Source organism: Rossellomorea sp. GQ25, from assembly GCF_059758515.1.
In genome coordinates this window covers 1-23,815 of the sequence record NZ_JCAXEQ010000005.1, presented here as the reverse complement: position 1 = coordinate 23,815, position 23,815 = coordinate 1, and the positions used below count along the sequence as shown (strand labels likewise).

Sequence of the window (23,815 nt, the reverse complement as noted above, 5' to 3'; positions counted from 1 at the left end):
TTGTTTGGATATGAGTGAAACAGAAATTCTTGAACAATTACAATTATTGCGTACAAGAAAAATGGAAGAAATAAGAGTAACGAAAGAAGACTTTCTTACCTTTCGATCTGTACTCGTTAAACAAGAGGATTTTAAACAGTTTCGTGGAGTGGCTCAGCATGGCGGTGATATTTTTTATCACTATTTAGATACACCAAGAAGTTAGAAGAAGCGGGGGATGAGATCCTCCGTTTTTTTTGGGTTAATATCCAATATATGAAGCACTAAGGTTTTTTAGAATGTATTGCCAGGCTACAAAGAACGGACTGTGGTAACCATTACCTGATGAACTTCTGTTTATTCGTTGTTATCTTAGGGGGAGTGCTAATTAGGAGGTAGCAAACGGTCAATATGCCTTTTCACCGGTTCAGAAAGGGGAAATCAACCAAGCGCCTTCACAGGAAGCGAGAGACGCTGTTCAAGAGGCTTTGGCTTTCAGAGGTCAAGGACAAGGTTCTCTCTTCTTCTATAATCCACTAACATCTACAAGCGATGGATTACAAATAGAGAAACCATGTTAACCATTGGAAAACAACGCTTCGCAAAATAATCATTACGCAGTATTTGACTCAATATCAAAATAGCGTTCGGATACTTTTTTCTTTTCTCTACGTGGAATTAATAGTAAAATAGAGTAAAGAAAAAGAGGTGATGTTGATGAATGGGACCATTGTGGCTCGAATTGAAACGGTAAGGTGGAAGATGATACAGACAGGCGTTCGTTTTGGGCTTAGCAGTCCAGCCACCATTCAACTTAGTAAAGAGCTGGATGCCTTAATCAATATTCATCAGCAAAATGATATTAATAAAACTACAAAAAATAAGATAGTACAATAAATAAAAGGATTAACCTTGGAATGTCCCGGCATTTCCACAGGTTAATCCTTTTCTATATGTCTGAAAGAAGGTTGAGGGCCATGGGGAAAGGGTATGCTTTTTAGGAAGAGAACAGTAAATCGCAAATGAAAATATTTGAAGATAAAGGGAGATGACAAGATTGAAAGATAAAAATGGTCTGCATAACAGGTGGAGCGAATGGGATCGGTAAAACGCTGGTTGAAGAATTTGCGAAGCAAGGTGCTGTTGTTGAATTTATGGACAGGGACGGGGATAAAGGGGAGGAATTATCCCTGCAGCTCAATTCAGAAGGTTATTCAACAAGGTTTCATGAAGTGAATGTAGGAGTCTATCAACAGGTAAAAGATGTTTTTTCAAAGATAAAAGAAGATCATGGCGTCGTAGACGTACTTATCAATAATGCAGGTGTTTCGAAGCTCATGTCCTTTTGGGAGATGGATCCCGAGGACTGGGACAGCATTCTATCGTCAAACTTAAGTAGTGTCTTCTATTGCAATAGAGAGGGGGCCGCTTTAATGAAGAACCGAGGGGGTTGCATTATTAATATGGCCTCTACTAGAGCTTCCATGTCTGAACCGGATACGGAAGCCTACTCTGCAACAAAAGGGGGCATTGTGAGTTTGACTCATTCAATGGCCATTACATTGAGTGAGGTTGGGGTCCGGGTGAATTCCATAAGTCCCGGCTGGATTCAAACCGAAGATTATGATTCATTACGGGACAAGGACCATGACCAGCATCCTTCGGGGAGAGTAGGGAAACCCGAAGACATAGCAAGGGCATGCTTATATCTTGCTCATCCTGATAATGATTTCATTACAGGAGAAAACTTAGTGGTGGATGGTGGAATGACAAGGAAGATGATCTATGAGCATTAGCACTGTCGGGGAATAGGATAAGTATTTGTAAATATTTGTATGAACATAGAAGAACTACCGGTTACGAATCCAAGACAGGGATGGTGACCGGCTTTTTACTGTTCAGAAACAAAAGGGATATTTTAACAATATACTATGGTATGATGAGGATGGTTCTATTTTTAGAATATTGGCTGAATATTTATTGTTATTTTAAAATTACTAGATAAATAGAGATCAAAATAAAGGGGGAGCAAAGGTGTCTACTATACAAGACATAAAAAAAGAAATGAGCAAAGTTCTGATTGGAAGGGAGAAAGAAGTCAATCTTCTATTGATTGCCTTACTTCAGGAAGGGCACGTCTTGCTAGAAAGTGTACCAGGGACTGGTAAAACATTATTGGCTAAGACATTTTCACATTGTATTGAAGGAGATTTTAAGCGAATACAATTCACACCGGATGTATTGCCGAGTGATGTAACAGGCATTCAGTTTTTTAATCCAAAAACTCAAGAATTCGAATTGAGAACCGGACCAGTTGTCACTAATGTGTTATTAGCAGATGAAATAAATAGGGCTACTCCCAGAACGCAGGCAAGTTTACTTGAAGTGATGGAAGAGAAACAGATCACCATCGATGGAGAGACGGTATCATTACAGCCTCCGTTCATTGTGATAGCGACGCAAAACCCGATTGAATCACAGCAGGGGACATTTCCTCTACCAGCAGCCCAACTGGATCGTTTTCTGTTGAAGATTCCATTTGCATATCCAAGTTTCGAAGAGGAACGCAGTATTCTAAATCGATTTAAATCTGCACAACCTTTAAATACAGTAGAAATGGTGATGAGCCTGGGTGAAATTCAATCTCTTTCAAGTCTCGTTAAAGAGGTACATATATCTGAGGATATCGAATCTTATATTCTTCAGATCACAAGGGCGACAAGGGAGCATGAATGGGTTGAAGTAGGGGCGAGTCCACGTGCAAGTTTAGCTCTTTTAAAAGCATCACAGGCTCAGGCATTCATAGCGGGGAGGGACTTCGTCAGACCCCAGGATGTCGTTGCGGTAGCACCATTTGTCCTTCAGCATAGAATTCAATTAACCATTGAGGCATCCCTTACTAAAACACCTGAAGAATTGATTGACAGAATAATAGAGATTGCCATGCTGCCTGTTGAAGCGAGGCAGGCGCAGTGAACTGGAAGCGCGAAGTAGTTGAAGACCCATATATATCCTTGAGTTTAGTGCTCCTTGTCATTGTCGGGGCAGTAAGTTTCTATGTACAATCGTATGTTGGATTGGGGATTTTCCTGTTGATCATCCTCTATTTTCGCGTTCATCAGTGGTATCTGCTAAAAGTTGGAGAGGGAGTCATGATTGAAAGATCTCAACGAAGATTGAGGCTTCATTGTGATGAGGAAGATAATTGGGTATTTAAACTTGAAAACAAAGGACTTCCCATTTGGGGAGCAACATTGAAGATAACATTTAAAGATATTGTGGAGCCTACAAAGCATCCATATTCATTGGGCATTGCTAACGAGATCGAGGTATCTATCCCTTTCTCCATTGGGAAAAATGAAGAGAGGCAAATTTCGTTACCGGTCAAAGGTAAGAGAAGAGGGTTATGCCGTATAACCAATATGCAGCTTGAGATCCCTCATCTTTTTGGAAGTGGTAAGGTTCTCCTGAATCTACTCGATTCAGTTCAAACCACCATTATGGTGTTCCCTTCTTCATCACCTGTAAGAATGGTGGAGCAACAGCTTACATTAAGGCAAGGGGACGTATCTACTCCCCATTCTTTGTTTCATGATGTGTTCCATTCCGTAGGCACAAGGGGGTACGTACAGGGAGATCGATTTCAGGATGTTCATTGGAAGGCTTCTGCACGAACAGGCGAGCTGCAAACGAAAATCTTCGCGCCTGCTACTCAAAAAGAGTGGATGATTGCCATTAATATCTCTGATCGTTTTGCCATTACGAGCAAGTTGGAGGGAATCATCAAGCATGCAGCTTACCTTATGCAACTTGCTGTGGAACAAAACATCTCTTTTTCCCTAGTCTTAAATGTGAGAACACCGGGACTTACACCTTATTATTATCTGCCACCAGGAACAGGAAGGAAGCACCGACAGAGAGGGCTGGAGCTTTTAGCTACCTTATCGACCGATGAATTCACCATGCCCTTCCACATCGTCCTCCAGCATTTGTATCTACGCCGACTGGTACCGTCCGTCTTTATTGTCGCCGGTTCGCTTGGGTCAAGGGAAGAGGACTTATTGCAGAATATCGGCAAAGGCCATCCACATATTTTTAAGCTAAGCTTAGAAGAAGAACAAGGAGTCGTCACATTATGGAATCGTTCGTTGAAAATTCCTTCATAACGAAACTTAAACAAATGCTTTTTATCAAAATGGGGCTGTATGCAGGAATTGATCTTTTGTTTGTCCTGCTGGCCATTACGTTTCTATTTACTGGAGACGTCGTATTGAACCAATACGTACCCGCTTTTGCTATGATGTTGGTCTTGGTACTGACTTACACGGCCATATCCCTCAAAGTGCAGAGCTTCAATCACCTCTTGTTATATGCAGTGTTTGCCCTGGGGGTTGGAACTGGGATCTTATTACTCTCGGCGTCCTGGTGGGTTTTACTTCCCGCTACGATCTTTCTGCACTGGAGAATCAGCTCCTATTTACAGATCAAGGACCCATCAATTGAAGTCAGCAGTGGTAACGTATTGATTTTTCTTTTTATCTCTGCTGTTTCTTTATTCACGGGATCTATCAGACATTTGGAAAACACATACCTGGTTTACAGTCTGCTGTTTCTATTATTCGCGTTCATTGGGACCTTCACTTCGATTCAAAGGATGTTGGCCAGCGAAAGTAAAGGAGTAAAGAAGAGTATATACAAGCCTTTTGCACTCCTTCTCACGGTGTTTGTAAGCGTGGGGATACTTGCAGCTTTTAGTTCAGTGGTCAGCCAAGGAGTCTATTGGCTGCTTGAAAAGGTGCTTTGGTTATTCTCCTTTTTGGTTAACCCGATTTTTAATATATTGATTAAATTAAGGGATTTGATCCTGAAGTTTTTTGAAAGTAATACGGAAAAGGGAGACGGAAATGAGATTGAACAACAAATTTATGATGATTCCCAGCTGCCTACCAGTGGTGACGCACTTTCGTTTTCATGGGTAGATGAGGCACTGCTGGCCCTATTGGTTTGCTTTGCAATCATTTATTTGTTCAAGAAAAGAAAAACTTCCTTACATTTATCCTTGAATGAGGGTACAACACCTGTCATAATGACCCGGGTAGAAGGAGCGGCTGATACGCATAATCAAAAAGAGCAGGTCGAATATTCTAAAGCAAGGGACGCAATCAGAAAATCGATGGAAATGTTAGAAGAAGAAACTTACAAGAATGAAGTGGGCAGACTTCCGAATGAAAACGTCCAAGCTTGGTTCACTAGAATTGAGTTGGAGGAAAGTGCCCAATTTTTCGCTATATACGAACGTGTGAGATATGGACGTGGAGTTCCGGATCAGGATGAAGTGGATTTATTCACAAAACGAATCCGGGAACACATCGAATCCTTGAATACACCACTTGAATGAAACTGGTGCTCGAAGTTCTCCTTTCGAGCATCAGCTTCTTTATTTCATGATTCTTTAGGGTATGATAAATGTGAATATATGGGAGGGTGAAGGTAGTGCTGTTTCAATTAGAATGCGTAATATTTAAAAATATCGTAAGCATCGATCACTTGGAAATAGCCTCACACAAAACAACCTGCCTCATCGGTGAAAGCGGTGCGGGAAAATCTACTTTTCTAAAATTGCTAAATAAAATGAATATACCAGATGAAGGAAAGGTCTATTATAATGAGACTCCCTTACAAGAAATGGACCCTGTAAAACTTCGAAGAGAAGTAGTGATGATTTCACAAACCCCCTTATTGTTCGGGGATACGGTAGAAGAGAATTTGCAGAAGGGTCTTCTGTTTTCAGAGAAGCCGCTTGCAAGTCGTGCGGAGCTCATGAAGACACTGAAAATCGTAAAGCTGGATAAACCTTTGGGTTCTCGTGCAGAACAGTTGTCCGGAGGGGAGAGGCAGCGCCTGTCCCTTGGCAGGGTGTTGTTGATGAAACCGCCAGTCTATTTACTGGACGAGCCTACGTCTGCTCTTGATGAGGAAACGGAAATTGAAGTGATGAAAAGCTTTATCGAAACTGCCAAAGGTCATGGAGGAACCATTATCATGGTCACTCATTCGACCAACGTTGCCGAGCAATATGGTGAAGAGATTATTACCATATCAAAATAAAAGAAGGAGAGAGTATTATTGGAAAAAGGAATAATTGATATAGAGCTGTGGAGATTTTTAGCAGCATATTTCTTCGTTCTTCTATTGTTGTTTATTGTGAAGTGGAGAGGAATTTCCAGGGAGAAGCAGATTATACTTGCCTCCTTTCGAATGACCATTCAGTTAATCATCGCAGGATACATACTAACCTATATTTTTGACAATCCAAGTCCGTGGCTTACGTTAGGTATTATATTGATTATGGAAGCCTTCGCCATCAGGAATATATTTAAACAGGTTAAATACGAAATGGATAAGAAACTGAAAGGGATTGCCGCCTTATCTTTACTAATTGGAACTCTCATTAGCTTATTCTACTTTAATATGGTGGTTATTCATTTCTCCCCTTGGTATGAACCGAGATATTTTATACCCATTGCCGGAATGATAGTGGGGAATTCCATGACGGGCATCACTTTGGGGATCAATACTCTATTAGGGGGATTAAAGGATCAAAGAGAAAAGGTAGAAGGTGCCCTCATGCTCGGAGCAACCCCTAAAGCAGCCTCTAAAAAATATGTAGATAATGCCTTTGATGCAGCGATTCTTCCCACTCTTAATAATATGTTAGGGATGGGCATCATCTTTTTACCTGGAATGATGACAGGGCAGATTCTTTCGGGGATAAGTCCATTAGTGGCCATCGAGTATCAGATTGCCATACTTTTAGGCATAGTGGGGAGTGTAGCCTTAACAGTCATCAGCTTTATATTAATGGGATATAAGCAACTATTTACGAGAGATGCCCAATTAAATTTATAGATACCACATAGCACTCCTGTTCTAATCTAGTTTTTTCCTGCATATGATAGAGAAAGAATGGCAGGAAAGGGGAGAGAACTATATGAATTACCAAACAGAACAGGCGCTAAGAGTGAAAAGTTTAGCCATGGATGTCATAGAAGAACTAATGAAAGAGGATGGCAAGCATGAGGTGCAGGAATTAAAACAACTCTCAGAATTATTCTCTCGGTGCATATGTGACTTGGTAAATGTATATACAAACACCTCTGAAGATCATGAAATGACTCTGAAGGGGACCGTCATAAAAGCAAAAATCGGCTATAATATCATGAAAGCTAAATCAGAAATCATAGAAAAAGAATAGTATCGCAATGACACAACTGACTCATACTAAAGACTCCTTCTCCTAATTGGAATGGAGTCATTGAAGAGTCAGTTTTTATTTTGTAAAGGTGTCTTCTAAAAGGTTGTTTTTCTATAATAATTTTGTTAAAGCAAGACGAATCTAAGAAAGTTGAGTGGAGCGGAAAGCGAGCGTCCTGTAGCGGAAATCAACTACTACTTTCTTCTCTAAGATAGCCACAAACTTTGCGAAAAGAGCCTTTGTAAAAAACATCATAATTTTTACATAAATAGGTTCATAACAGTGGCAAATTTATGAAATACTAAAAAAATCAAGCTTTACAATTGTGTATATCTTCATTGCATGCTATTCTTTTTTATTGAACAGCTTTATAGTAGGAATGGATTATTTACTAGAAATAGTTGACGTATTCTTCATAATCCATTACTTTAATGAAGCAACTAAAAACAAGATAAATTAAGGAGTCGATTTACATGGCACAAAAAACATTTACAGTTACAGCTGAAACAGGAATTCACGCTCGTCCGGCAACTCTACTAGTTCAAACGGCAAGCAAATTCGACAGCGATGTACATCTAGAATACAAAGAAAAGAAAGTAAACTTAAAATCAATCATGGGTGTTATGTCTTTGGGTGTAGGTAAAGGTGCAGAAATCACAATCATTACTGAAGGTAGCGACGAAGAAGAAGCGTTAAACAGCTTACAAGAAACATTGAACAAAGAAGGTTTAGCTGAGTAATGTCCAGTCTTTTAAAAGGAATTGCGGCATCAAATGGTATTGCCATAGCGAAAGCGTATCGCTTAGTTGAACCCGACCTAAGCTTTGAAAAGAAAAACGTAGACAATGCTGAACAGGAAGTATCACGCTTCCAGGAAGCCATTGCGACGTCAAAGTCAGAGCTTGAAGCGATCCGTGATAAAGCTAGAGAAGATTTAGGTGAAGATAAAGCTCAAATCTTTGAAGCGCATCTTCTTGTCCTAAGTGATCCAGAACTACTGACACCAATCGAAGACAAAGTGAAATCTGAAAATGTAAACGCTGAATTCGCCCTTAAAGAAACAGCGAATATGTTTGTATCCATGTTTGAATCCATGGACAATGAATACATGAAAGAACGTGCGTCAGATATCCGTGACGTGACGAAACGTGTCCTTTCACACCTATTGGGCGTGCAGATTGCGAACCCAAGCATGGTGACAGAAGAAGTGATTGTGATCGCAGAGGATCTAACACCTTCTGATACGGCACAATTAAACCGTGAATTTGTTAAAGGATTTACAACAGATATCGGTGGAAGAACATCTCACTCAGCCATTATGGCACGTTCAATGGAGATTCCAGCTGTAGTGGGAACGAAATCCATTACTTCCTCAGTTGAAAATGGTGACATGATCATCGTTGACGGATTAAATGGAGAAGTACATATTAATCCGACTCCTGAAGTCATCGAAGAGTACAAGAAAGAGCATGCCCGATATGAAGAACAAAAAGCTGAATGGGCGAAGCTTGTCAATGAACCAACGGTATCCAAGGATGGGGAGCATGTTGAACTTGCTGCTAACATTGGGACACCTAAGGACCTTGAAGGGGTTATAAATCACGGCGGAGAAGGTGTAGGTCTGTATCGTACAGAATTCCTATACATGGGTCGTGACGAATTACCGTCTGAAGACGAGCAATTCGAAGCTTATAAGGCTGTATTAGAAGGTATGGAAGGGAAACCTGTAGTGGTTCGTACCCTTGACATCGGTGGAGATAAAGAGCTTCCTTACTTAAATCTGCCAAAAGAAATGAATCCATTCCTGGGGTATCGTGCGATCCGACTCTGTCTGGACGAACAGGATATCTTCCGTACTCAGCTTAGAGCGTTATTAAAGGCCAGTCCATTCGGAAATCTAAAGATCATGTTCCCGATGATTTCAAATCTTCAAGAGTTCAGAGAAGCGAAAGCCATCCTTGAAGAAGAGAAAAAAGCTCTTCTTGAGAATGGTACAAACGTAGCTGATCATATTGAAGTGGGAATCATGGTAGAAATTCCATCAACAGCTGTAATGGCGGATGTTTTTGCCAAGGAAGTAGATTTCTTCTCTATCGGAACCAATGATTTAATTCAGTACACAATGGCTGCCGACCGCATGAATGAGCGAGTTTCCTACTTATATCAACCGTATAACCCTGCCATTTTACGTCTTGTCAAAATGGTGATTGATGCGGCTCATAAAGAAGGCAAATGGGCAGGTATGTGTGGTGAAATGGCTGGAGATGAGATTGCTGTACCGATCCTTCTGGGATTAGGTTTGGATGAGTTCTCTATGAGTGCTACATCGATCTTACGCGCACGTTCTCAAATCCGTCAGTTGAACCGTGCTGAAATGAAAGAACTGGCAGAACAAGCACTACAATTAGACACCAATGATGCTGTCATTTCTGCTGTGAAAAAAGCGACATCAATGGAATAAATGTAGGTTTAGATGGTGGGAATGAGGGTATTATATCTGTGAATAATAAGGCACACCATTTGGGCCTTTTCATTCTCCTTTCCCCCTTTCTTGTGGATTGAAGGAACGTATTGTTCTTTCAATCCCTTTTTTCTTTTTCAGGGAGTACATCATTTGCAATACACGTTAAAACCTTGAACCTTTAAAAGGATTTTTCCATTCCATTAAAACCCCATAGTCACATGATTCTTCATCCTTCAGGTACCCTTTAACCGCTTTTAAAGGAGTGCGTCCTGTTTGCAGAAGAAACGTAATGACGGGATCCTTGAATTCTCCACTCGTTAATTTCTGTATATATTCCTCAATCGGAAAATTTTTGGCCACTTTATGATAGGTAGGAATCCGACCGCCGCCTAGTAAGCGATCCAATTGTAAATGAACCACAATCTCGAACATGGCATTCATCAAGACTTTTCCAAGCTTAAATCCCCTATAATCAGGGTCGATACATAGATCCACCACATACAATGTATTTCCATATTCATTGTGAGTCCGGATATATCCATCATCAGTTATGTCTTCCCACGTATGATGCGGCTCTAACGGATCAAAGTCGACGATTAAACTGGTCATGCTTCCCACTAATTTCCCGCCTACTTCCACACACATAGCCCCAAGGGGGAAATGAATCAAGTGATGTGCGAGCTGATCTTTATTCCACCATAATTCTGATGGGAAAGGAGGTGGAAAAGCTCTTTTTTGAAGGGATATCAAATCATCGAAATCGTCTTTGCGGTAATTTCTGATAACGGCTTTATGAATTTGGCTGTTTCTGAAAACGTACTGTTCTTTCACATACATGTTAGAACCTCATTTCTCAGAATTTACTTGTTCATTATACTTTATGAAAGCGCTTTTTTGAAGTGTTTTTCTGAAATAACTTTTCTTCTGAAAAAAAATTAATTTTTTCTTGAAGGGCGGTTTATCATTCTGGAAAGCGGGTATTCTATAATTAAGCATGAAATTGGAGATTAATTTCTCACTAACACCCCCTTTTCCTTTTTTTTGAATCAACTCAGTTAACTGGGTTGGTTCTTTTTTTGCTATTTTTATACCGGAAGTTGATTCGTATAGTGAAAAAGAAGAAAGCGAATAATAATATTGTGCTAATCCATTAAAGATTAGCATGATTAATAAAAGGGGTGTATAAATAATGGCGAAACGTACAAAAAAGAATGATCCACAACAGAAGAACAAAAAAGGGTTCGATTCTTCTAAGATCAATGCGGAGTTTGCCCACGAAATAGGCAGTGCGGCAACAAACAAAATACACAAAGACAAAGCCAAAAAAGAAAAAGCACCTAAAAATAACGGTGAATATAAAGGGTAAATATGAAGAGGGACGGACCTTGTTATGCAAGGTCCGTCCCTCTTGTCCGTCCCTCTTGTCAGGGTTGGATGAAGGAGTGGATACGGTCGAGTCCTTCTGTCAGCTGGTCCATGGAGCAGGCATAGGATAGTCGGAAGTATCCTTCGCCGAGAGGGGAAAAAGCATCTCCAGGAACGACAGCCACCTTTTTCTCCTGAGCAAGTGCCAACGAAAAATCAAATGAACTTAAAAGAATCCGATCTGGTATCTTGACGAAAAAGTAGAAGGCTCCGTCAGGTTTGACGATTCCTTCAAATCCCATCTCAACTAATCGGTTGTATACATAGTCCCTTCGTTTTTTATATTCTTTCTTCATATCTGCCGCATCATCTTTTCCGACTGTAAGAGCTTCATAGGCAGCTTTCTGGGAGACGGAAGAAGCACAGGAAACATTATACTGGTGAACCTTTATGAGATGCTTAGAAATCGATTCTGGAGCGAATACCAGCCCGATCCTCCAACCGGTCATACTATGTGATTTAGATAAACCATTGACGACGATGGTTTGTTCTCTTAAATATTCGGCAATGGAATAATGTGAGTCATCAAAGGTAAGCTCGCTATAAATTTCATCAGCTAACACAAAGATATTTCTATTTCTAAGTAAGTCGGCAATCTCTTTTAATTCTGCTTTTGATAGGCTTACCCCTGTTGGATTAGATGGATAAGGCAATATAACACATTTTGTAGAAGGAGTTAAGCTCTTCTCAATAAGTGCGGCATCCAACTTAAAATCATTTTGTGTTATATCAATTTGTACGGGATTAGCACCACAAAGTTTAATGATCGGTTCATAGCCTGGATACACGGGTCCCGGAAGGAGGCAGTCATCTCCTTCGCATAATAGCGTACGAAGGATCACATCGATCCCCTGAGAAGCGCCGTTTGTGACTATGACCTCATTTACAGGGTTATAATGTACATTATATTTTTCTTTTACATATAAAGCCGCAGCTTCTCGTAATTCGAGAAATCCTGCATTATGGGTATAGGAAGTGAAGTCATCATCAATGGCAGCCATACCCGCGTCTTTAACATGTTGTGGGGTAGGAAAATCCGGCTGACCGATTGTCAGGGAAATGATGTCGTCTATGCCTGCCACCATATTAAAAAACTTTCGAATACCTGAAATCTGGATGTCCTTGACCCGAGGGTTAATATACTGTTCCAATACGTACACCTACTTTAATAATTTGATTCATATTTTATCATTAATTCTAGCTTTTACGTAGTGATTTTGTTTGAATGATGATGAAAAAGGGAATGGATAAAAAATAAATACATGTCAGTTAGGGAGAGCCATATGATTCGAACGAGTATTATCATGGAAAATGGGGAAATTGAACAGAATGTTCCCTTATCCAGAATAAAAGAAAAGGGGGTTAAATGGTATTGGGTGGATTTTTCAGAACCGACCAGCAAGGATATTCGGCTACTTAAACTGTATTTTCGATTCCATCCACTTGCGATAGAGGATTGCCTGGACGATTTCAGCCAGCGTGCTAAGCTCGATTTTTATGATCAGTACATATTTGTCCTTCTGCATGCCATTAATCAGAAAACCCTGGATTCTCACGAAGTGAATATGTTTGTGAACTCCAGTTTTATCGTTACCTTCCATAAACAGCCTGTAAGGGAATTAAATAATGTATGGGAAAAAGTTCAACAAGAAGGGGATCAGCTCAGTCCTTTTAATGTCATGCATGGAATTGTTGACCGGTTAGTGGACGATTATTTTCCGCTCGTTTATGGTATTGAAGATCGCCTCAATAAAATTGAAGATAACACGAATGAAGATGCTGAGAGTGATTTGATGGATGAATTATTCGATATTCGTCATGATATGTCAAAGTTAAGAAGAACCCTCGTTCCCATGAGGGATTTATTATATCGAATTAGCAATTCCGGCAGATTGAATGCACTCAAAGAAGAGCAGCTCTATTTTAATGATGTATACGATCATTTAATTAAGCTTGTCGAGATGCTTGAATCGTATCGTGAATTTTCATCAGATATCCGGGATAATTATTTATCCATTAACTCAGATAAAATGAATAATATCATGATGACCTTAACTGTGATTACGACGATTTTTATGCCGCTTACGTTTATTGTGGGTCTGTATGGGATGAACTTTGTCTATATGCCGGAACTCGATGAGCGAAGCGGATACTTTATCGTTCTCGGGGTTATGGGGATCATAGCACTGGTCATGTTTGGGTTCTTTATAAAAATCGGCTGGCTGCGATTCAGCACGAAAAAACGAAGAAAACGAGGAAGGCTCCTTCGTTTAAAATAAGCAAGCTAAAAAGCAGTGACATTCCAGGGAAGTTACTGCTTTTTTTTATCTATTTATTCATAAGCCAGCCATTTTCAACTCCCATTTCTACCCATTCGTTAATTTGAGCATAAATTTGTGGTGAAATCTCTTTAATCCACGCATTACGGTTTAGAACCTGATGAGCGTGAATCTTATGTTCCATCCATGATTTTCCTTGAGTTGAAACATTTAAGAGAAGGGGCTGAATGTGGTCGATGATCCCAGCATAGAGAGCTTCATTGGTCATTCCTTCTTCAAACTCATCCCATAGAGAGCGGTATTCGTCTCTTGTTTTTTCAGGAAGCAGTCCAAAGATTCGGTCAGCTGCAAGCTCTTCCCGTTTTCTCTTGTCTTCATAGCCTCTTTCATCAAACGCGTATGTATCGCCAGCATCAATTTCTACGATGTCATGTAGAAGAAGCATCTGAATGGAAGTGAACAGGTCTGTTTCCTGATTTCTCTCATACACTTCAAATAAGGTCATGGCCATCACGCATACATGCCAGGAATGCTCGCCGCTATTTTCTCTGCGGCTTTTGTTGCTTACGTATGTACGGCGTTCGATCGTCTTTAGTTTGTCTACCTCTGTAACGAAATTAATCATATCAGCTAACATGCCATACCCTCCAATTAATGATTCTTTTATGTCCATTATGAGGAGGGGGGAGGTATTTTGCAAATAATCGGCGGCCGGTGAAATGGAGACCTGGTCACGATGGAGATTACTTTTCCGATGAAATTCCCGTAAACGGTAGATTTTTTTGAAAAAAAACGTTATATTGGTTGAGGACAAAAGAAGAAGAACTGGGATAGATAGATAAGTCTCGAGAGGTTCTAGCACAACCCTCTATAAAAAACTAAGGAAAACGGCATCCTTAGGTGTCGTTATTTTTTGTAAATGACGGCTTTAAAGCCATTGTAATAGGGTATCACAGAATCTCTTTCTTCTTTTCATGGCAAAAGAGCCTGTAGAAAAGAAAGGAGAACCTTTTATGAACACAGAGAAAGCGTTAGTCGTATTCAGCGGAGGTCAAGATAGTACAACGTGTTTATTTTGGGCAAAGAAAGCATTTAAAGAAGTAGAAGCGGTGACATTTAACTATGGTCAGAGGCATGTTGCAGAGCTGGACTGTGCAAAAGAGATTGCAGAGGATCTGAAAATCCCTCACCATGTATTAGATATGAGTTTATTAAATCAATTGGCACCAAGTGCTTTAACACGGGCACATGAAGAAATCACTCATCAGGATGGTGAATTACCATCTACATTCGTTCCTGGAAGAAATCTATTATTCCTATCATTTGCAGGCATATTAGCGAAGCAAATCGGAGCGAGGCATATTGTAACAGGTGTATGTGAAACGGATTTCAGCGGCTATCCTGATTGCCGGGATATTTTTGTGAAATCCTTGAATGTTTCCCTCAATCTATCCATGGATGATCAGTTTGTGATTCATACTCCACTAATGTGGATCAATAAGGCACAAACGTGGGAAATGGCCGATAATTTAGGTGCCTTCCATTATGTACAGGAAAATACCCTCACTTGCTATAATGGGATAAAAGGCAGCGGATGTGGTAAGTGCCCTGCATGTGAGCTTAGACAAAGAGGGCTGGAAGAGTATACAAGTGCAAATAAAGGGGGAGAGGGAAGATGATTCAACAAATTTACCCGACTCCTGACCACACTTATGAATTTGAATTAAATAAAGATATGCATTTTGCGGCAGCCCATTATATTCCACATGTGGATGCAGGAAGCTGTCAGGATGTCCATGGACATACGTACTTTGCAAATATAACTATTGGCGGGGATCAACTTGATGATTCAGGGTTTCTTATTAATTTTCAACACATCAAACAGCTGATTCATAAGCGCTTTGATCATAAGGTCATGAACGAAGATGAATTGTTTTCTGCAGAGAACGGCAATGTGTTCCCGACCACTGAAGTTGTAGCGAAAGTGATGTGGGAAATCATTCAGAATCATTTAGACACACTGCCTCACCAACCTAAATGCCTTCAAATATTTCTAAGAGAAACACCGACAAGTTACGTCATATACAGACCAAAGGTGAGACAACCATGAAGAAAATCCCCGTTTTAGAAGTGTTTGGTCCAACCATTCAAGGAGAAGGTATGGTAATAGGTCAAAAGACGATGTTTGTCCGAACTGCGGGATGTGATTATAGCTGTGCATGGTGTGACTCTGCATTTACGTGGGATGGATCTGCAAAAGAGGATATTCAGCTTATGACGGCTGGAGAAGTGTGGAACAGGCTAAAAAAAGTTGGAGGAAATAAGTTCTCACATGTTACCATTTCCGGTGGGAATCCTGCTCTGTTGGCTCATTTGAAGGAGCTTATCGAGATCTTAAAGGAGAATGGCATAGCTTCGGCCTTAGAGACGCAAGGAAGCCGCTGGCAGGATTGGTTCTATGATATAGATGACCTGACACTTTCTCCAAAGCCTCCAAGTTCGAAAATGGAGACTGATTTTGAGAAGCTGGATATCATTGTACAACGTTTAATTGAGAATGGCTCACAATTCAGCTTAAAAGTTGTTGTCTTTGACGACAGGGATCTGGAATACGCCACAAAAATTCATAAACACTTTCCTGACGTTCCATTCTATATCCAGACGGGTAATCCTTCTGTTTCCGAAGGAGATACACCTAAGCTGGTGTCAAATTTATTATTGGATTATGAAACGCTCATTGAGAAAGTTTGTGAGAAGGAAGAATTGAATCATGTACGGGTGCTCCCGCAGCTGCATACTTTGGTATGGGGCAACAAGCGCGGAGTATAAGAAAAAAGCGATTGAAGGGATGACTTTCAATCGCTTTTTCTATTATTTATGAAGATTTTCACGTTGTTCCTGTTTTATCCTTCTTTGTCCCTCGATATAAGAAAGTTCATCGGGTTCATCTTTTCCATCAGCATTCTTCCCGAAGGCAATAATGGGAAGATTGTTTTGTGAGGGAAGGATGTGGTCACTTATTTCATCAAAATCAGGCAGGCTCCGGTTCTCTAAGTCCCTTCGATCGGTCATATAAACACCTCCTCCCCTTAGTATGTATAGGGATTCATTTTCTATTACCATTTAGGTCACGGTATAGAAAGTGAGGGTTGAAAAAGTCTGCTTTCCCAAACGGGTCTGCCTACTTTTTTCATGGTTACCTGTAAACATGTTTCTCAATTGTTCGATATAAGAAGAGTAAGGAAAATACTCATGTTTGTATGGAAGGACGAAAATAATTGAATCAATCAAACAGCATTCTTCTAGAAAGTGGGACCAATGAACTTGAAATTGTTGAATTTGAAGTTCATCACAATAAATTTGGTATCAATGTAATTAAAGTGAAGGAGATTATCCAACCAACTCCTGTCATCCCAATTCCCCATTCTCATCATCATGTGAAAGGACTCATTCAATTGAGGGGAGAGGTACTTCCAGTAATAGATATGGCAAGGGTACTGGGAGTGGAAGAGGAGGAATCTTCCAATTCAAAGTACATTGTCGCTGAGTTTAATCAACAGAAAATCATTTTTCATGTACATAACGTTACCCAAATTCATCGCATTTCATGGAATCAAATAGAGAAACCTTCAGAGATGTATTCTGGTGTTCATTCCGGAATAATAGGAGTCATCAAGCGAAACGAATCAATGATATTGTTACTGGATTTTGAGAGTATTATGCTGGAAATCAATCCTGATACAGGGATCCGGGTGGAACAAGTGAAGAAGTTAGGACCAAGGGAGAGAAGGAATAAGAAGATTGTTGCTGCTGAGGATTCCCCTTTACTCCGCAAGCTTTTGAATGATACGTTGAGTGAAGCAGGATATGAAGAAGTAGAGTTTTTTGAAAATGGAGGTGATGCATTGAATTATCTGGAATCACTTGTTGAAGGAACTCATGATATTCAACAGTCAGTTCAGCTTGTCATTACAGATATTGAAATGCCGCAAATGGACGGACATCATTTGACCAAAAGAATCAAAAGTCACTCTAAGCTCAATAAACTCCCAGTCATCATTTTTTCTTCACTGATTACAAATGATTTAAAACATAAAGGTGAGATGGTCGGAGCTGAAGATCAAATCAGTAAACCCGAGATTGCTGATCTGATTTTAAAAATCGATCAACATATATTGTAGAATCAAAAGAGATTGAGGATAATCATAAAGGGTTCAGACATTTGTCTGAACCCTTTATGACATATATGCGTTAATCCGCTAAAATCATTGAATATTAAAAGAAGCTATCGCCCAATTTTTTAAAAACAGGTTTTTGATAACTACTCTTCCCGGGCTTACGTGGCTGTTCATTACGATCAGACATCCCTGTATATTGTTCTAAAATACCTTTAGCCTGCTGAAGTCCCATTTTACATTTAGGATTTCTTAACGATTGATCAAGTGAACCCAGGTGTGGCAATTCCTTGAAATCTTCCTTTGATGGAGGGATATGAAAGGTATAATCTCCGCAATCAATCAATACGTCAGATTGTTGTTGACTATTCTTTGGGTTGTTGGAAAAGTGAAGTCCAACTTTCTTCGCCTTACCTTCCCGAATCATTTTCATTAAGGCTCGTTTTTTTAATGAATATAAGTATTTTGGGTTACCTGCTGTTTTCGCATGACGATTCACAGTGAAAATAGCTTGAGAGAGGGTGATTACGGATGTGGAAGAAGGGGTAGATTTACTAGTATTCCTCAAGTTATTGGCTCCTTTCCAATGTATTAATCTTCATTATACCTACTTTTTCTGGGATTGGAAAGGTACGGAGGGGGAGTTTCTTGTTGAAAGTTAGTAATATTTCGACAGGTCAGTTTCTATAGGAGGAATTATAGCGTTACCTTAAGAGGATTAGACGGGGTACCCTGGCCTCAAAGTAAAAGTTGTAGAGGGTAAATATCATAAAGGCTCTACCTAAAGAATGTAACACTTACATTTTCAGGTGAGCCTTTTGTTTATCTTTGGGGGTATATATTAATATTCTCTGTAAAGTTGTACGGTGAAGATTGGATATTATTTCCTCCGTAGGGTTGTGGGTATGCAGGGTAAGGATACCCTCCGTAAGGCGGATAAGGTGGATAGCAAGCAGGACCGTAGCAAGGTCTGTTGAAAAGGAACGGGCTAATGGCCAACCCAGCTAAACCACCTGCTAAAAACGGTAATCCAAAGAATGGGAAGAAGCGCTGGTCTCCTCCTCTAAACTGTGGATAACTGTGGTATGGGTAATATGCGTGCTGATACATATACAATAAACCTCCTCTCTCTATTCACATTAGTGTATGGTTCATATTCAAGCTGCGCGCCTGTCTCACATATAATAGGCAGACGAATGGAGTGGAACATAGGTATAAAGTAACGGTAAATGAAGAAAATAACAAATATTCTTATAATAATGTAGGAAACCCTTGGATTAACTAGTAAAATATATGGAGGAAGCATTATGTAGAAAATGACAGAAGGCTAAAAGGATGACGAATCCATGAAATGGACTACTATTATTAACACCAATGGTCAAGATCAACAGGTCCTTGACACTGTTTTGAAAGAACTAATTTTAGATCATATACATGATATGATTTTCATTATGAAGGTTGAAAAGGGACCTTCTTTCAGGTACCTATACATAAATGAATCAGCCAAAAGGTACACATCCATTCAGCATGGGGATATGGGACGCCTATTGGAGGAAGTGGTTTCATTTGAGATGGCTACTGACTTACAGGAGAAATACACCCTCCTTGTTCAAAAGGGTGAGAGTGTTACCTATCAGGATACTTTCTTCCATGCGAATGGAAGTCAGGTTGTGAACGAATCCATACTGACACCCATCAAGGATGGATATGGAAATGTAGAGTACGTTGTTTCCATTACAAGAGATATAACTTCGTCCATTATGGAGAAGAAGAGATTAGTGAAAGCGAAAGAACGATACAAATCTATTATCGAGCATAATCTGGATGCCATATTCATTCTGGACGGACAAGGTGTCATCAAGGAGTCTAACGGAGCAGGCTGCTCATTAACAGGCTATTCAAAAGAAAACTTAGTAAATATGAAAATCTATGATTTATTTCACTCTCAAAATGAGAAACTCTTGACAGAATCACTTATCCAAACATTAATGGGAACACCTTCTACAATTGATTATAGTCTTCTTCTTAACGAAGCAGGAGAGGAGAAAATAACCCAGCTGAAAATGGTTCCTATCGTGGTAGAAGAAAAGTGTGACGGCTGTTATATTATCGTGAAGGATATAACCAAGCATCATGAACAGAATGAAATGATTCATTATATGGCTCTGCATGATCAATTAACTGGTCTATGGAACAGGAAAGCACTGGATGATCATGTCCCTTTAATCATTCATAATATGGAAGAAAGAGGTATAGAGCTCTCGCTTTTATACCTGGATCTAGATCGGTTTAAATTTGTAAATGATACCCTTGGTTTAAAGGGAGGAGACCGGTTTCTCAAAAAAATCACAGAGCGTTTGATAACCCTTACGAACGAAGAATGTTTATTATACAGACAAGGAGGAGATGAATTTATTTTTCTGTTGAAGAATAGTGGTTTTGATGATACCAAGACGAAAGCGAAGGAAATCTTGGCACTCTTCATAGACCCCTTCACTATAGATGAGCAGGAATTTTATATCTCTCCTTCGGTTGGAATCAGCCGTTATCCTGCCGATGGATATGATTCTAATTCACTCATTCAAAAAGCTGCTCAAGCACTCTTTGAAGTAAAAGAAAAAGGAAGAGCCCATTATCGTTTTTACCAAACACATATGAAATCAAGTTTTCCGAATTATATCATTATGGAAGCTCATCTGAGAAGAGCAATAGAGAAGGGGGAGCTATACATCCATTATCAGCCACAGGTAAACTTAGCTACAGGTACCATCGATAGCTTCGAAGCGTTAGTCCGCTGGAACAACCGTAAATTTGGGTTTGTATCTCCTGCACAGTTCATTCCGTTGGCAGAAGAAACAGGCTTGATTCATCAAATTGGCGAATGGGTACTGGAGCAAGTGTGTATACAGCTTCAAAAGTGGCGAAACAAAGGATATAAGACGGTACGTGTGGCTATCAACATTTCTCCCAAGCAATTCCTTCAGGAGCAATTAGTAGATACCATTGAATTCTATTTATCAACGTATAATCTTCCCGCTTCTTGCATAGAAATTGAAATTACGGAGGGCGCCATGCAAGATACTCAACAAACATTAAAAATGCTGAGAAAGCTTAAAGATCTTGGTGTGTACATTTCTGTGGATGATTTTGGAACAGGATATTCTTCTCTTCATTATTTGAAACGATTCCCCATTGACATCTTAAAGATCGATCAATCGTTTGTGAAAGAGATTGGAATGAATCAGAAGGATTCTGCCATAACGACTACCATCATCCATCTTGCACATAGCCTGGGTCTTGAGGTGATTGCAGAAGGTGTAGAAAGAGAGGGACAGGTTGACTTTCTTAAAGAGGCGAACTGCCAAAAAGCTCAAGGCTACTTCTTTAGTAAACCTATCTGCCCGAAAGAGATCGAGCAGCAGCAATTTGTTCTTATGTAACGTTCTTGCCCCACTATTTGAGGCAACCTGTCATTTGATGATACGTTTTATTTTCATTCGTCTCACATACGTCTGGTAAAAGCGATGAAATATTTGACAGAGTAGTTCCTATGACTTATTTTAAAGTGAGGAGAGTAAAAGATTCATAGACAGGCATAAAGAATCGAAATCCGTGTGAATCAGAGTTCCGAATGCTTTATAAAGGAGAGGGATTATGAAAAAGACAAAACGTATGGAAATCCTATTTCTCCCTACCGATAGAGGAACGATTAAAGCATATATTTATGGCTTTAAAACTCCTCGATCTTTAGGTCAGGTAGTCGTTTCATATAATAATGTTTCTGTTGAAGCAAAAGGATATAAGAGAAATAAAACCATTATTAAGGCATTGGCGCAATTACACGATACCATTGTTAACAATCCTGATAGCTAATCTTTCAGACTGATTTTTAAGAAGGAGGTATTTTCTTAAAAATCAGTCTTTTTTATATTTAAAATGGTTGCAACGCATCTCTATATGGTAAAATTGTGAGTGAACATTCATTCATAAAAAAGGGGGAGTTACATATGGGAGAACAACAAGTTGTAATTGTAACAGGCGGTTCGAATGGTATGGGGAAATATATGGCGAAGCACTTTGTAGAGTCTGGCGCAAGCGTCGTCGTAACAGGGAGAAATGAAGAACGACTACAATCGGTGAAAGATGAATTTTCGTCTCTTAATGGAAAGATTGAAGTATTTCAAATGGATGTCAGGGAACAGGAACACGTAAAGGCAATGGTTGAATTTACGGCTGAGAAGTTCGGCAAAATCGATGTACTCATTAATAATGCAGCTGGTAATTTTATTTGTCCTGCTGAAAAGCTTTCACCTAATGGCTGGAAATCTGTTATTGATATCGTTCTAAATGGAACGTTCCTGTGCTCACATGCTGTAGGGAATTATTGGATTGAGAACAACCAAAAGGGGTCCATCATTAACATGGTTGCCACTTACGCTTGGAATGCAGGTACAGGTGTGGCTCATTCTGCGGCTGCCAAAGCCGGAGTCTTATCGTTAACCCGCACGCTTGCAGTCGAGTGGGGCCATAAATACGGTATTCGTGCAAATGCCATTGCACCAGGACCGATTGAAAGAACGGGTGGTGCCGAGAAGCTTTGGATTTCTGAAGAGGCAGCGAAAAGAACGATTGATAGCGTCCCGTTAAAACGATTAGGAACACCGGAAGAGATCGCCGGCCTTGCTTATTTTATTGCGTCAGATCAAGCGGCGTATATAAACGGAGAATGCATCACAATGGACGGGGGACAATGGCTTAATCAATTTCCATTCTAATATAAGGTAAAGTATGAACAAAGGATTAAAAGCTTTCCCCCCATATGTCTAAACGGCAGGGCGGGGAAAGCTTTTTTGTTTATGTCACTTCGATTCCACTGTATAGTTGTGTTATAATTATGCAAAAAAACATGAGTAATGGTGGGGGAGTGCGCATGGACGCATTAGAAGTATTAACCAATATTGAAAAAGTGATTCCGTACTTTCAACCGATTTTCAGTGCGGATGAACATAAAATCATCGGCTACGAGGTATTAGGGAGAATAGGGGTGGATGAAGGAACTATCGAGAGTCTTGGTCCATTTTTTGGAGATGAAGAGATACCGGATGAATATAAAGTGGAAGTGGACGAACGAATAACCAGATTGGCTCTAAGTAAGTTTTTAGGTGAGGATCAAGAGGGATATATCTTCTTAAACCGTGATGCAAGGCTATTGATGCTTGACCACGGGGAATCCTTTCTGGAGCTCCTTCAAGAGTACGAAAAAAAGGGTTTGAATTTGAACCGGACGGTGATTGAGCTGTCTGAAAAAACGTTTATAGGGGACTTTGACCAGCTGGTTCATTTGCTTCTGTATTACAAAACATATGGAATTAAAATTGCGATTGATAACGTTGGCGGAAACAGCGGTCAGTTGGATCGGCTATCTCAATTCTCACCTGATATTTTGAAGGTGGATTTATACCAACTGAGAAATGATGCGGGGAATAAAGTCTATAAAGATATATTATACAGTTTGTCAATGCTTGCGAGAAAGATTGGGGCATCCCTCTTATTTGAGAATATCGAAATCAACTTTCAACTGCAGTTTGCCTGGTTGAATGGTGGTCGCTATTATCAAGGATATTATCTGCAGCACCCGTCAGACTCATTTTTGAAGCCGGATATCCTAAAAGAAAAATTGAAGGAAAAATGTCAGGACTATATTCGATATGAGAAGAAGCATCTTGAAGCAGGGTATGAATTCGCGGATGTCCTTCATAAAGAAATCAGTCAAAAGCTGATGATGATAAAAAAACAAAGTACTGAATTCGATGACATACTCTTTGAGTTGGGGAAGTATTTTACCGACAAATGCTTCCGGCTATACATTTGTGATGAAAATGGCTTCCAAGTGACTAGTAATGTATTAAAAACTGATCAAAAGTGGCAGATAGAACCAAGGTACAAAGGGAAGAATTGGAGCTGGCGCCCGTACTTTCTGGAAAATATCATTCGTATGAGGATCAATAAGAAAGGTTTATTATCGGACATTTACAGCGATATTGATTCAGGAGAATCCATCCGTACGTATTCCTTTCCGTTTGGCAATGGATTGTATTTATTTATGGATCTTTCGTATGAATTTTTATTTGAGGAGGATGGTTTGATCTTTTAAATCCCTGGGCGCCTTTCTGTCAGTTGCGCCTCTGGGCAAAGCCCCTCCGCTTTTCTTGATGTCCAGCTGCAGGGCTTAGAGGCT

Annotated in this window: 27 protein-coding genes and 1 riboswitch; of the genes, 22 read left to right on the top strand and 5 right to left on the bottom strand. The window is 39.9% G+C overall.

The window, feature by feature from the left end:
* Positions 1–10: 10 nt before the first annotated feature.
* From ykzS to ptsP, 12 genes are all read left to right on the top strand, one after another.
* A complete protein-coding gene (gene ykzS, locus AC6CIB_RS15755) occupies positions 11–205 on the top strand; it encodes a protein YkzS (protein WP_498282238.1) in 195 nt (64 codons plus the stop codon).
* Between the two features lie 214 nt (positions 206–419).
* Positions 420–560 carry a hypothetical protein gene (locus AC6CIB_RS15750; RefSeq protein WP_498282867.1) on the top strand — a complete coding sequence of 47 codons (141 nt, stop codon included), beginning with the start codon at positions 420–422 and terminating at the stop codon, positions 558–560.
* Between the two features lie 136 nt (positions 561–696).
* The gene (locus tag AC6CIB_RS15745) at positions 697–876 is read left to right on the top strand and encodes a Spo0E family sporulation regulatory protein-aspartic acid phosphatase (RefSeq protein ID WP_498282236.1); all 180 of its coding nucleotides are present in this window, start codon (positions 697–699) and stop codon (positions 874–876) included.
* 173 nt (positions 877–1,049) lie between these two features.
* The gene (locus AC6CIB_RS15740; RefSeq protein WP_498282234.1) at positions 1,050–1,775 is read left to right on the top strand and encodes an SDR family NAD(P)-dependent oxidoreductase; all 726 of its coding nucleotides are present in this window, start codon (positions 1,050–1,052) and stop codon (positions 1,773–1,775) included.
* Between the two features lie 268 nt (positions 1,776–2,043).
* Positions 2,044–2,955: an AAA family ATPase gene (locus AC6CIB_RS15735; protein ID WP_498282865.1), complete on the top strand. Its 912-nt coding sequence runs from the start codon at positions 2,044–2,046 to the stop codon at positions 2,953–2,955.
* Positions 2,952–4,145 carry a DUF58 domain-containing protein gene (locus tag AC6CIB_RS15730; RefSeq protein ID WP_498282232.1) on the top strand — a complete coding sequence of 398 codons (1,194 nt, stop codon included), beginning with the start codon at positions 2,952–2,954 and terminating at the stop codon, positions 4,143–4,145. The genes AC6CIB_RS15735 and AC6CIB_RS15730 overlap by 4 nt, the downstream gene beginning before the upstream one ends.
* Complete coding sequence (locus AC6CIB_RS15725) at positions 4,115–5,377, top strand: hypothetical protein (RefSeq protein WP_498282230.1); 1,263 nt, start codon at positions 4,115–4,117, stop codon at positions 5,375–5,377. The genes AC6CIB_RS15730 and AC6CIB_RS15725 overlap by 31 nt, the downstream gene beginning before the upstream one ends.
* Before the next feature lie 98 nt (positions 5,378–5,475).
* Positions 5,476–6,087 carry an ABC transporter ATP-binding protein gene (locus AC6CIB_RS15720; protein WP_498282863.1) on the top strand — a complete coding sequence of 204 codons (612 nt, stop codon included), beginning with the start codon at positions 5,476–5,478 and terminating at the stop codon, positions 6,085–6,087.
* 18 nt (positions 6,088–6,105) lie between these two features.
* The gene (locus tag AC6CIB_RS15715; RefSeq protein WP_498282228.1) at positions 6,106–6,888 is read left to right on the top strand and encodes an ABC transporter permease; all 783 of its coding nucleotides are present in this window, start codon (positions 6,106–6,108) and stop codon (positions 6,886–6,888) included.
* A gap of 82 nt (positions 6,889–6,970) precedes the next feature.
* Positions 6,971–7,234 (top strand): hypothetical protein, encoded by a 264-nt coding sequence (locus AC6CIB_RS15710; protein ID WP_498282226.1) that lies wholly within the window; start codon positions 6,971–6,973, stop codon positions 7,232–7,234.
* Positions 7,235–7,707: 473 nt separating this feature from the next.
* Positions 7,708–7,974, top strand: a complete 267-nt coding sequence (locus tag AC6CIB_RS15705; protein ID WP_034756145.1) for a phosphocarrier protein HPr — start codon at positions 7,708–7,710, stop codon at positions 7,972–7,974.
* Positions 7,974–9,695, top strand: a complete 1,722-nt coding sequence (gene ptsP / locus AC6CIB_RS15700; RefSeq protein WP_498282224.1) for a phosphoenolpyruvate--protein phosphotransferase — start codon at positions 7,974–7,976, stop codon at positions 9,693–9,695. The genes AC6CIB_RS15705 and ptsP overlap by 1 nt, the downstream gene beginning before the upstream one ends.
* Before the next feature lie 165 nt (positions 9,696–9,860).
* Here ptsP and AC6CIB_RS15695 read toward each other — a convergent pair whose 3' ends face one another.
* Positions 9,861–10,535, bottom strand: a complete 675-nt coding sequence (locus tag AC6CIB_RS15695) for a GNAT family N-acetyltransferase (RefSeq protein ID WP_498282222.1) — start codon at positions 10,533–10,535, stop codon at positions 9,861–9,863.
* Between the two features lie 352 nt (positions 10,536–10,887).
* Here AC6CIB_RS15695 and AC6CIB_RS15690 point away from each other — a divergent pair, with 352 nt between their 5' ends.
* Positions 10,888–11,064 carry a hypothetical protein gene (locus AC6CIB_RS15690; protein WP_188048448.1) on the top strand — a complete coding sequence of 59 codons (177 nt, stop codon included), beginning with the start codon at positions 10,888–10,890 and terminating at the stop codon, positions 11,062–11,064.
* A 58-nt stretch (positions 11,065–11,122) separates the two neighbouring features.
* On the opposite strand, the gene AC6CIB_RS15685 is transcribed toward AC6CIB_RS15690, so the two are convergent.
* Positions 11,123–12,274 carry an aminotransferase A gene (locus tag AC6CIB_RS15685; RefSeq protein WP_498282220.1) on the bottom strand — a complete coding sequence of 384 codons (1,152 nt, stop codon included), beginning with the start codon at positions 12,272–12,274 and terminating at the stop codon, positions 11,123–11,125.
* A gap of 132 nt (positions 12,275–12,406) precedes the next feature.
* Here AC6CIB_RS15685 and corA point away from each other — a divergent pair, with 132 nt between their 5' ends.
* Complete coding sequence (corA, locus tag AC6CIB_RS15680) at positions 12,407–13,402, top strand: magnesium/cobalt transporter CorA (protein ID WP_498282218.1); 996 nt, start codon at positions 12,407–12,409, stop codon at positions 13,400–13,402.
* A gap of 49 nt (positions 13,403–13,451) precedes the next feature.
* On the opposite strand, the gene AC6CIB_RS15675 is transcribed toward corA, so the two are convergent.
* Positions 13,452–14,039 (bottom strand): HD domain-containing protein, encoded by a 588-nt coding sequence (locus AC6CIB_RS15675; RefSeq protein ID WP_498282216.1) that lies wholly within the window; start codon positions 14,037–14,039, stop codon positions 13,452–13,454.
* A gap of 206 nt (positions 14,040–14,245) precedes the next feature.
* A riboswitch (PreQ1 riboswitch) is annotated at positions 14,246–14,290 on the top strand.
* A gap of 125 nt (positions 14,291–14,415) precedes the next feature.
* Between AC6CIB_RS15675 and queC the strand changes: the two genes are divergently transcribed.
* From queC to queE, 3 genes are read left to right on the top strand one after another with little or no spacing between them, the layout of a single operon-like run.
* Positions 14,416–15,081 carry a 7-cyano-7-deazaguanine synthase QueC gene (gene queC, locus AC6CIB_RS15670; protein WP_498282214.1) on the top strand — a complete coding sequence of 222 codons (666 nt, stop codon included), beginning with the start codon at positions 14,416–14,418 and terminating at the stop codon, positions 15,079–15,081.
* Positions 15,078–15,512 (top strand): 6-carboxytetrahydropterin synthase, encoded by a 435-nt coding sequence (locus AC6CIB_RS15665; RefSeq protein WP_498282212.1) that lies wholly within the window; start codon positions 15,078–15,080, stop codon positions 15,510–15,512. The genes queC and AC6CIB_RS15665 overlap by 4 nt, the downstream gene beginning before the upstream one ends.
* Positions 15,509–16,231 (top strand): 7-carboxy-7-deazaguanine synthase QueE, encoded by a 723-nt coding sequence (gene queE, locus AC6CIB_RS15660; RefSeq protein ID WP_498282210.1) that lies wholly within the window; start codon positions 15,509–15,511, stop codon positions 16,229–16,231. The genes AC6CIB_RS15665 and queE overlap by 4 nt, the downstream gene beginning before the upstream one ends.
* A 42-nt stretch (positions 16,232–16,273) precedes the next feature.
* On the opposite strand, the gene AC6CIB_RS15655 is transcribed toward queE, so the two are convergent.
* Positions 16,274–16,474, bottom strand: coding sequence for a hypothetical protein (locus AC6CIB_RS15655; RefSeq protein ID WP_498282208.1), 201 nt, complete (start codon positions 16,472–16,474; stop codon positions 16,274–16,276).
* A 206-nt stretch (positions 16,475–16,680) separates the two neighbouring features.
* On the opposite strand from AC6CIB_RS15655, the gene AC6CIB_RS15650 reads away from it, so the two are divergent.
* A complete protein-coding gene (locus AC6CIB_RS15650) occupies positions 16,681–17,583 on the top strand; it encodes a chemotaxis protein (RefSeq protein WP_498282206.1) in 903 nt (300 codons plus the stop codon).
* Between the two features lie 94 nt (positions 17,584–17,677).
* Here the strand turns inward: AC6CIB_RS15650 and AC6CIB_RS15645 are convergent, their stop codons facing one another.
* Positions 17,678–18,145 carry a YkyB family protein gene (locus AC6CIB_RS15645; protein WP_498282204.1) on the bottom strand — a complete coding sequence of 156 codons (468 nt, stop codon included), beginning with the start codon at positions 18,143–18,145 and terminating at the stop codon, positions 17,678–17,680.
* 778 nt (positions 18,146–18,923) lie between these two features.
* Here AC6CIB_RS15645 and AC6CIB_RS15640 point away from each other — a divergent pair.
* The 4 genes from AC6CIB_RS15640 to AC6CIB_RS15625 all read left to right on the top strand — a co-directional run bounded on the left by AC6CIB_RS15640 (position 18,924) and on the right by AC6CIB_RS15625 (position 23,731).
* Complete coding sequence (locus AC6CIB_RS15640) at positions 18,924–21,017, top strand: sensor domain-containing protein (RefSeq protein WP_498282202.1); 2,094 nt, start codon at positions 18,924–18,926, stop codon at positions 21,015–21,017.
* 214 nt (positions 21,018–21,231) lie between these two features.
* A complete protein-coding gene (locus AC6CIB_RS15635) occupies positions 21,232–21,450 on the top strand; it encodes a hypothetical protein (RefSeq protein ID WP_498282200.1) in 219 nt (72 codons plus the stop codon).
* A 134-nt stretch (positions 21,451–21,584) separates the two neighbouring features.
* Positions 21,585–22,352 (top strand): 2,4-dienoyl-CoA reductase, encoded by a 768-nt coding sequence (fadH, locus tag AC6CIB_RS15630; RefSeq protein ID WP_498282198.1) that lies wholly within the window; start codon positions 21,585–21,587, stop codon positions 22,350–22,352.
* Between the two features lie 155 nt (positions 22,353–22,507).
* Complete coding sequence (locus AC6CIB_RS15625) at positions 22,508–23,731, top strand: EAL domain-containing protein (protein WP_498282196.1); 1,224 nt, start codon at positions 22,508–22,510, stop codon at positions 23,729–23,731.
* Positions 23,732–23,815: the final 84 nt, after the last annotated feature.

Excerpts from the sequence above, each read along its gene's own strand:
- ykzS (WP_498282238.1), top strand. The coding sequence starts at position 11 with ATGAGTGAAACAGAAATTCTTGAACAATTACAATTATTGCGTACAAGA.
- AC6CIB_RS15745 (WP_498282236.1), top strand. The coding sequence starts at position 697 with ATGAATGGGACCATTGTGGCTCGAATTGAAACGGTAAGGTGGAAGATG.
- AC6CIB_RS15740 (WP_498282234.1), top strand. The coding sequence starts at position 1,050 with ATGGTCTGCATAACAGGTGGAGCGAATGGGATCGGTAAAACGCTGGTT.
- AC6CIB_RS15735 (WP_498282865.1), top strand. The coding sequence starts at position 2,044 with ATGAGCAAAGTTCTGATTGGAAGGGAGAAAGAAGTCAATCTTCTATTG.
- AC6CIB_RS15725 (WP_498282230.1), top strand. The coding sequence starts at position 4,115 with ATGGAATCGTTCGTTGAAAATTCCTTCATAACGAAACTTAAACAAATG.
- AC6CIB_RS15710 (WP_498282226.1), top strand. The coding sequence starts at position 6,971 with ATGAATTACCAAACAGAACAGGCGCTAAGAGTGAAAAGTTTAGCCATG.
- AC6CIB_RS15705 (WP_034756145.1), top strand. The coding sequence starts at position 7,708 with ATGGCACAAAAAACATTTACAGTTACAGCTGAAACAGGAATTCACGCT.
- ptsP (WP_498282224.1), top strand. The coding sequence starts at position 7,974 with ATGTCCAGTCTTTTAAAAGGAATTGCGGCATCAAATGGTATTGCCATA.
- AC6CIB_RS15695 (WP_498282222.1), bottom strand. The coding sequence starts at position 10,535 with ATGTATGTGAAAGAACAGTACGTTTTCAGAAACAGCCAAATTCATAAA.
- AC6CIB_RS15690 (WP_188048448.1), top strand. The coding sequence starts at position 10,888 with ATGGCGAAACGTACAAAAAAGAATGATCCACAACAGAAGAACAAAAAA.
- corA (WP_498282218.1), top strand. The coding sequence starts at position 12,407 with ATGATTCGAACGAGTATTATCATGGAAAATGGGGAAATTGAACAGAAT.
- AC6CIB_RS15675 (WP_498282216.1), bottom strand. The coding sequence starts at position 14,039 with ATGTTAGCTGATATGATTAATTTCGTTACAGAGGTAGACAAACTAAAG.
- queC (WP_498282214.1), top strand. The coding sequence starts at position 14,416 with ATGAACACAGAGAAAGCGTTAGTCGTATTCAGCGGAGGTCAAGATAGT.
- AC6CIB_RS15665 (WP_498282212.1), top strand. The coding sequence starts at position 15,078 with ATGATTCAACAAATTTACCCGACTCCTGACCACACTTATGAATTTGAA.
- queE (WP_498282210.1), top strand. The coding sequence starts at position 15,509 with ATGAAGAAAATCCCCGTTTTAGAAGTGTTTGGTCCAACCATTCAAGGA.
- AC6CIB_RS15655 (WP_498282208.1), bottom strand. The coding sequence starts at position 16,474 with ATGACCGATCGAAGGGACTTAGAGAACCGGAGCCTGCCTGATTTTGAT.
- AC6CIB_RS15640 (WP_498282202.1), top strand. The coding sequence starts at position 18,924 with ATGAAATGGACTACTATTATTAACACCAATGGTCAAGATCAACAGGTC.
- AC6CIB_RS15635 (WP_498282200.1), top strand. The coding sequence starts at position 21,232 with ATGAAAAAGACAAAACGTATGGAAATCCTATTTCTCCCTACCGATAGA.
- fadH (WP_498282198.1), top strand. The coding sequence starts at position 21,585 with ATGGGAGAACAACAAGTTGTAATTGTAACAGGCGGTTCGAATGGTATG.
- AC6CIB_RS15625 (WP_498282196.1), top strand. The coding sequence starts at position 22,508 with ATGGACGCATTAGAAGTATTAACCAATATTGAAAAAGTGATTCCGTAC.